Origin of the sequence: Eubacterium sp. AF15-50 (assembly GCF_934835595.1) — a bacterium.
In the GTDB taxonomy this organism is placed as follows: domain Bacteria; phylum Bacillota; class Clostridia; order Lachnospirales; family Lachnospiraceae; genus Eubacterium_G; species Eubacterium_G segne.
In genome coordinates this window covers 1-7,517 of record NZ_CAKVZL010000099.1, presented here as the reverse complement: position 1 = coordinate 7,517, position 7,517 = coordinate 1, and the positions used below count along the sequence as shown (strand labels likewise).

Annotated in this window: 7 protein-coding genes and 1 other annotated feature; all 7 genes read left to right on the top strand. The window is 35.0% G+C overall.

Features of this window, described 5'->3' with window-relative positions; all coding sequences use genetic code 11:
* Positions 1-366: 366 nt before the first annotated feature.
* The 7 genes from Q5O73_RS09345 (at position 367) to Q5O73_RS09315 (ending at position 7,076) form a co-directional block, all read left to right on the top strand.
* Positions 367-564 carry a ribbon-helix-helix domain-containing protein gene (locus Q5O73_RS09345; protein ID WP_040446073.1) on the top strand — a complete coding sequence of 66 codons (198 nt, stop codon included), beginning with the start codon at positions 367-369 and terminating at the stop codon, positions 562-564.
* 1 nt (position 565) lies between these two features.
* Positions 566-841: a hypothetical protein gene (locus Q5O73_RS09340; protein ID WP_118256995.1), complete on the top strand. Its 276-nt coding sequence runs from the start codon at positions 566-568 to the stop codon at positions 839-841.
* 502 nt (positions 842-1,343) lie between these two features.
* Positions 1,344-1,817 carry a hypothetical protein gene (locus Q5O73_RS09335; protein ID WP_256279272.1) on the top strand — a complete coding sequence of 158 codons (474 nt, stop codon included), beginning with the start codon at positions 1,344-1,346 and terminating at the stop codon, positions 1,815-1,817.
* 54 nt (positions 1,818-1,871) lie between these two features.
* Entirely contained in the window at positions 1,872-2,909 is a 1,038-nt protein-coding gene (locus tag Q5O73_RS09330; protein ID WP_302669550.1) for an IS30 family transposase, read from the top strand.
* A 139-nt stretch (positions 2,910-3,048) separates the two neighbouring features.
* Positions 3,049-4,503 (top strand): IMP dehydrogenase, encoded by a 1,455-nt coding sequence (gene guaB / locus Q5O73_RS09325; protein ID WP_021952853.1) that lies wholly within the window; start codon positions 3,049-3,051, stop codon positions 4,501-4,503.
* 134 nt (positions 4,504-4,637) lie between these two features.
* Positions 4,638-5,771, top strand: coding sequence for a hypothetical protein (locus Q5O73_RS09320; protein ID WP_302669549.1), 1,134 nt, complete (start codon positions 4,638-4,640; stop codon positions 5,769-5,771).
* A gap of 216 nt (positions 5,772-5,987) precedes the next feature.
* Positions 5,988-7,076: an Ig-like domain-containing protein gene (locus Q5O73_RS09315; protein WP_302669548.1), complete on the top strand. Its 1,089-nt coding sequence runs from the start codon at positions 5,988-5,990 to the stop codon at positions 7,074-7,076.
* A 94-nt stretch (positions 7,077-7,170) separates the two neighbouring features.
* Positions 7,171-7,367, top strand: a binding site (T-box leader).
* Positions 7,368-7,517 lie beyond the last annotated feature (150 nt).

The window sequence follows — 7,517 nt, the reverse complement described above, 5'->3', positions numbered from 1 at the left end:
GAAACCTTTAACAGGGTGCTTGAAGCAGTAGCCACTTGGACGAGTATAGCCAAGCGGATGTTTAAATTTAAGTTCACCTTTAAGTCTGACAACCTCTAAAGCGTTATTGATAGTGATTGTTTCTAATGTTCTTTCCATAGTGAATACCTCCTAAAATGTGGATAATGTGAATAACTTTGTGGGTCTGTCTTATTCCCTGTTCCTTATGATGTTATTATATACTTATATAAGTATATTTACAACCCGGAATAATTACCAAAATACTTATATAAGTATATAAAGTTATTTGTGCATTTTATATACTTGTATAAGTATAATGAATGTGATATGATAAAGAAAAACCAACGAGCAAAGGAGGTGCAGCAGTTGGCGGAGGAAAAGACAGGCGGAACGCCTGCGACAAAGGCAAAAAATAAATACAATGCAAAGGCTTACGACCAATTTCTTGTAACGGTCCCGACAGGACAGAAAGCAGAGATTGACAAAGAAGCAAAGAAACAGGGATATAAGAGCCGTAACGAATTTATAGTTGCAGCAATCGAAGAGAAGAAAGCGAGGGGATAGAATGGATGAATTGTTGAATTGCTGCCCTAAGTGCGGAAGCACATTGGAGTTTAGCAATTTAATGCAGTATTCAGACGTTTACAAAATAACAAGAAGTGGGAAATTATCTAAAAAAAGAATAAGAAAAGAAGATTGCGGGCCTATGGAGTGCGGATATATTTCATGCACTAATTGCGATTTTGTGACAGATGCGGAATTAGACTATCGGGGGAAAGATGAAGAGATAAGGATATATCAGAAAGAAGATAAGTATTACTACAAAAAAATACTTATATAAGTATAAAAAACTGTTGACAATATACTTATATAAGTATATAATATAATTGTAGCAAGGAGATAGCAGGAAAGGAGTTAAACAATGGAGGATAACAAAATGACAAACAACCAGTTCAAAGGGATAATAAAAATGATAATAGCACTGATAAGAAATGATACACCGAAAGAAGAACTAATCGAGTATCTCACAGAATTGATTAAGGAATAAAAAACTTAATAAGGGTCAACACAAGGGGCGAACTTCATAACATTCCTGCTAATCGCCCCGAGTGCTTTAAAATATATTAGCAGGAAAAAACAAAAAAATCAAGGTCGAATAGACCGAATCGGACACAAAGGAGGTTCAACATGAAAAAACAACACATTATAATCATTGCTGTAATTGTGGTCTTTTGGATAGGTCACGGGATAATTGCAAGCAATAACAGGCAAACAGAAAACACCACAACCGAAAATCAAACAGATGTTCGGGGGGGGGTACTGCTGAATTAGAAAAAACAGAAGTGCCGGAATCCGAGAAACAGGAGGAAACGACAGAGCAGAAAGAAACAACGGAAGCAATTACGGAAGAGCCAACGGAAATAGTGGAACACAGAACAGGGGATAATATTGTAGGTATAAGCGATAAGGATATTACTACGATATATTCAACGAAGTACGATACCGTAAGGAATGATGTTACAGGTAATTGGAAATGTATTGTAATAGCAGAAAACAACTTTAATGTTGAAGATTATGCGTTATCGTGTTATAAAAATTACTTTGATTCTGATAAAACTATTTTGGCGGTTGAGAACTTAACCACAAAAACAAGCACGAGTATAAGTGTTGTATCCGGCTTGTTATATGTATCAGTGTATGAATATACTAAAGGCGAGGAACATGATGCCAAAGCAATGTTTGGCGGAACACATTTAGTAGATTACATTGTATACACAGACAACGGAGATATTGAAAAAGTAACCGATTCGGAATAAAAGACCGAGGGCAGCAGGTAATAACTGCTGCCCTTTTGGCGTAGGAGGTGCGATATGAAGAAATTTAAACAAATGAGTAAAAGTGACCGTATCAAAATGGAAGCACTTTTAAACGCCGGGTTGTCAAAGGCAGCAGTAGCAGAACAATTACATTTTCACAGAAGCACAATATATAGAGAATATGACAAAGGTAAATATATGCACCGAAACTCTGACTATACAGAGGAAGAGCGTTATAGTAGCGATTTAGGACAAAAAGCACACGATTACGCCCAAGAGGGAAAAGGCAGAAGTCTAAAAATAGGAAATGATAGAAAATTAGCGGAATATATAGAAAACAAAATTGTAGATAATAGATTTAGTCCGGAAGCAGCATTAGCAGAGGTTGCACGTTCGGGAATTGAATTTAAGACAACAATAAGTGTTAGAACACTTTATAGATATATTGATAATGGAATTTTTTTGAAACTTACAAACAAGGATTTGCCTATTAAAAGTAAAAAGAAAAAGCATAACAAGAAAATACAGGTACAGAAAAGAGCCGCCGCAGGGGAAAGCATAGAAAACAGACCAAAGGAAATAGAAAAACGAGAGATATTCGGACATTGGGAAATGGATACGGTAAAAGGAAAGAGAGGGGTTACAAAATCGTGTATGCTTGTATTAACGGAAAGAAAAACCCGTGATGAAATCGTTATTAAGCTGAAAGACCAAGGGGCAGCTTCGGTAGTGGATGCGTTAGACAGGTTAGAGAGAAAGTGGGGGGATATGTTTTATAAGGTATTCAGAAGTATAACGGTTGATAATGGTGTAGAGTTTTCAGATTATGAGGGAATGGAGCGTTCTGCATTGAAAGAAGAAAAGAGGACTTTTGTATTTTACTGCCACCCGTATAGCAGTTGGGAGCGTGGCACGAATGAAAATAACAATAGGCTTATACGCAGGCATATACCAAAGGGAGTAGATTTTGAGGATACAACAGATGAAGAAATAAAATATATAGAAACATGGATTAACAATTACCCAAGGGGAATATTTGATTTTAAAACATCCGCAGAATTGTTTGATGAAGAGTTACAGAAATTGGCATAGAAAAGAATAAAAACTTGTCGCAAAACTATTGACAAAATATAAAATTTTTTAGGAAACCATTTTGTCATTGACAAAGTGGTTTTCCGGTGTTAGTATTTTCAACAATAAATTCATATTAAACTATTAGGAGGAAAAATCAGTGGGTAAAATTATTGGTGAAGGAATTACATTTGATGATGTGTTATTAGTACCTCAGTATTCAGAGGTGACACCTAACATGGTAGACCTTACTACACATCTTACTAAAAAAATCAAATTGAATATTCCTATGATGAGTGCAGGAATGGACACAGTTACAGAATACAGAATGGCTATTGCTATGGCGAGACAGGGTGGTATTGGAATCATCCACAAGAACATGACTATTGAACAGCAGGCTGATGAAGTTGACAAGGTTAAGCGTTCTGAGAATGGTGTTATAACAGATCCATTCTATTTAACACCGGAGCACACATTAAAAGACGCCAATGATTTAATGGCAAAATTCAGAATTTCAGGTGTTCCTATTGTTGTAGGAAGAAAGTTAGTTGGAATTATTACTAACCGTGACTTGAAATTTGAAACTGATGAAAATAAATTAATTAAAGAGTCTATGACATCAGACGGACTTATTACTGCAAAGGAAGGAGTTACTCTTGAAGAGGCAAAAGCTATTTTAGCTAAGTCAAGAAAGGAAAAACTTCCAATTGTAGATGATGATTTTAATCTTAAAGGTCTTATTACAATTAAGGATATTGAAAAGCAGATTAAGTATCCTCTTTCAGCTAAGGATGAGCAGGGTAGACTTTTATGTGGTGCTGCTGTAGGTATCACAGCTAATGTAATGGAAAGAGTTAAAGCTTTGGTAGAAGCAAAGGTTGACGCTATTGTTATTGATTCAGCTCATGGACATTCAGCTAATATCTTTAAGACATTAAAGATGATTAAGGCAGAATATCCGGATCTTCAGGTAATAGCAGGAAATGTTGCTACAGGAGCTGCTACAAGAGATTTAATTGAAGCAGGAGCAGATGCAGTTAAGGTTGGCATCGGACCTGGCTCTATTTGTACAACACGAGTCGTTGCAGGTATTGGTGTACCACAGGTTACAGCTATTATGGACTGCTACGAGGTAGCGAAGGAATATGGTGTTCCTATTATTGCAGACGGTGGTATTAAGTTCTCAGGTGATATTGTTAAGGCTATTGCTGCAGGTGGTAGCGTATGTATGATGGGTTCAATGTTTGCAGGATGTGATGAAGCACCTGGAGATTTTGAATTATTCCAGGGACGTAAATACAAGGTATACAGAGGCATGGGAAGTATTGCTGCTATGGAAAATGGTAGCAAGGACAGATATTTCCAGACAAATGCGAAGAAGTTAGTTCCTGAAGGCGTTGAAGGACGAGTTGCATACAAGGGAAGTCTTGAAGATACTGTATTCCAGCTTATGGGTGGTTTACGTTCAGGTATGGGATATTGTGGAGCTAAGGATATTGAGACACTTAAGGAAACAGGCAAATTCGTTAAGATTTCAGCTGCATCCCTTAAGGAAAGTCATCCACATGATATTCATATTACAAAGGAAGCACCAAACTACACTACAGAAGTTTAATGTGAAAAAAATATGAAAAAGGTGTATTAATTTAATAATATATGATAGAATACAAAGGGTCTTTTAGGATAAGGATCCTTTGTATTTTTTATACAAAGAATTAATTTAATAAAATACCAAAAGGAGATAATGTAGTGGAAGAAAACAATATTAATAATGTTAATGACAGCATTGAGGATAATGCAAAAACGGATAAAAAGAAAATAAGTCCGGCGAAGCTTATTGTTCCTATTATCATTGTGGTTATATTAGCTGTATTTGCCGGTGTAGTTTACTGGGCGAAGGTTATTAAACCAAAGAGTGATATTAATAAGGAAGTCGGCTATAATACGGAAGAATACATAAAGTTAGGTCAGGTAAAAGGCATAGAGGATGAAATTTCGCAGGAAGAATGGGACGAAAATCTTGCTGATGAAACTAACGAATATGATGTGGTTGACAGAGCTGCAAAGGAAACAGATCAGGTAGATGTGGATATTGTAGCGTATATAGACAATAAAAAAGTTGACGATTTATCTATGAAAGAAGCATCTTTTTATATTGGTAAAAATGATGATGCTGCGGATAAAAAGGTATATGACAAGCTTATTGGAACAAAGGCAGGACAAAAGCTATCATTAGAAGTAAGTGGCGATGAAGCAAAGGAATTAGCAGGTTCTGTTGAGGATTATTCAGGTAAAAAAGTTAAATTGGAAATTAAGGTAAGAGATGTATCTGAATTAGTTGTTAATAAGGTTACTGATAAGTGGGTTAAGGAAAATTTAGAAGATTTATATGGTGTTACAACTGCTAAAGAACTTTATGAATGGGAAAAGCAGTACATTATAGAATCAAATCTTAAAGAACGTTTGTGGAAGAAGGTTGTAGATAATGCAACTATGAGTGGATATCCGGCTGATTTGTATAATGATATTGTAGCAGAGCTTGACAGACATATAGAGGCTGAGGCTAAAGATGAAGGCATATCTGTTAAGGAATATAAGAAACAGTATCAGTATACAGATGAAAAGTTAGATGAAGAGTATACTTATAATGTAAAGTCAGAACTCGTTATGTGGCAGTTAGTTAAGGATTTGGGATTTGAAGCTTCAGATGATGAAATTGAAGAAATGTATGAGAATGAATATGAGGAAGTTAATCTTGACAGTGTAGAGGAAATGAAGAAACTTTACACCAAAGATGAAATGAAAGAAGCTGTTTTGTTAGACAAGGCACAGCAATATGTATTTGATAATGCAAAAATAAGCTACAATTACAAAATAAAATAATGTATTTTTAAGGATGCACTTTCTATAATGCTAATTTGCACTATCGAAAGTGCATTTTAATTATCAATAAAACAATAAAGAATAATAAAAAACAATAAGGATTTGTTTACAAAAACAATACAAAATGCTAAAGTTAGTCTAGAAGAAATGATCGGATAGACTAATTTTTTTGCTTTATTGATGTCTGCACAGGTTTACATCGAAAAGAGGAAAAATATGAAAAAGAGTATTTTTAGTTATAACAAGAGAGGTGCGAAAACTATCTTAATGCTTATGATATGGATTATGTCATTTGCTTTCATTTGTTTCGGTGATGTTAGTGTAGTGCAGGCTAAAGCAAGATTGAATTATTCATGGATAACCATGACGGAAGGTTATTCAATAAAACTGAAAGTCACAGGAACAAAGAAGAAAGCAAAGTGGTACAGTTCAAATAAAAAAGTTGCAAAGGTAAGCAATAAGGGTGTAGTTTACGGTAAGAAAGCTGGAAAAGCAACAGTTACTGCCAAGGTTGGTGGTAAAAAGTTAAAATGTAGTGTTAAAGTTAAAAAGATACCTAAAAAGGTAGTTAAAGTGGTTGAATATAAAGACACAACATTTAGCGTTTCGGAAGTTCATATAAATCTTTATGGTGTAACATATAAAGATGAAAAATCTGTAATTTCATATACACAGAATGGGACCTTTACATTAGAACTATTAAATAGTAGTGGAAGTATTACATGGAGTTCAAATAATGAAAATATTGCAACTGTTAGTAATGGAGTAATAACAGCAAAGGCAGTAGGTAGTTGTACAGTTACGGCAAAGTGTGGTGGTAAAACGTTTAAATGTCCGGTTACGGTAACTAATTATAGCAATATAGATCAGGTTTATAATCAGAGGAATATTTACATAATGCTTAGCCTTGTTAATAAAGACAGAGTTAAGACAAAGGTAAAGCCGTTACTTTTAAAAAGTGAAGTTACAAAGGTGGCTGATATACGTGCAAAGGAAGCTGCCAAGATATTTGCTCACACAAGACCTAATGGGTCGGCTTATAAGACAGCATACAGAGATGTGGGATTTAAAATTGGAAGTGCCATTGGCGAAAATCTGTCATACAATCTTGATGCGGCAAGTAAAAGGGCGAAGATTGTGAATATGGCATACAAGAATCTTTATGCTTCTACAGGGCACAGACAGAATATGTTAAGCAGGGATTTTACATATATTGGTATAAGCAGCTATACAAAAGAATATGTAAATCAGTGGAATACTACATGTGTAGAAACGTATTTTGCTCAGGAATTTTATACTAAATAGTTGGTATATTAAAAAAGAAAAATAATGAAAAAATGGCATTATTTTTAAGATTATTCAGGTTGACAACATCGGTTAAGGTGTTATAATGAAAATTGTTAAAACGATGACGAGGACAGTAGGTTATCCGGAGGGTAACAGAGAGAGACACCATGGTTGGAAGTGTCTTACAGAAGGGTAATTGAAGACTACCTCTGAGTGGCTCTAATCAAGCACGGTGATTCCGTTATAATCGTAATGAGGGGCCAATTTATTTGGCAATCAGGGTGGAACCGCGTATATTACGTCCCTGTTTATGGAAACATAAACAGGGGCTTTTTTATTACCTATTTATGTTTCAAAAAATAAATGGATAAGGAGACCAGGAAAATGAAAATTACTTTAAAAGACGGCTCAGTAAAAGAATATGCAGAGGCAATGACAGTTAATGATATTGCTTATGAC

Excerpts from the sequence above, each read along its gene's own strand:
- Q5O73_RS09340 (WP_118256995.1), top strand. The coding sequence starts at position 566 with ATGGATGAATTGTTGAATTGCTGCCCTAAGTGCGGAAGCACATTGGAG.
- Q5O73_RS09330 (WP_302669550.1), top strand. The coding sequence starts at position 1,872 with ATGAAGAAATTTAAACAAATGAGTAAAAGTGACCGTATCAAAATGGAA.
- Q5O73_RS09315 (WP_302669548.1), top strand. The coding sequence starts at position 5,988 with ATGAAAAAGAGTATTTTTAGTTATAACAAGAGAGGTGCGAAAACTATC.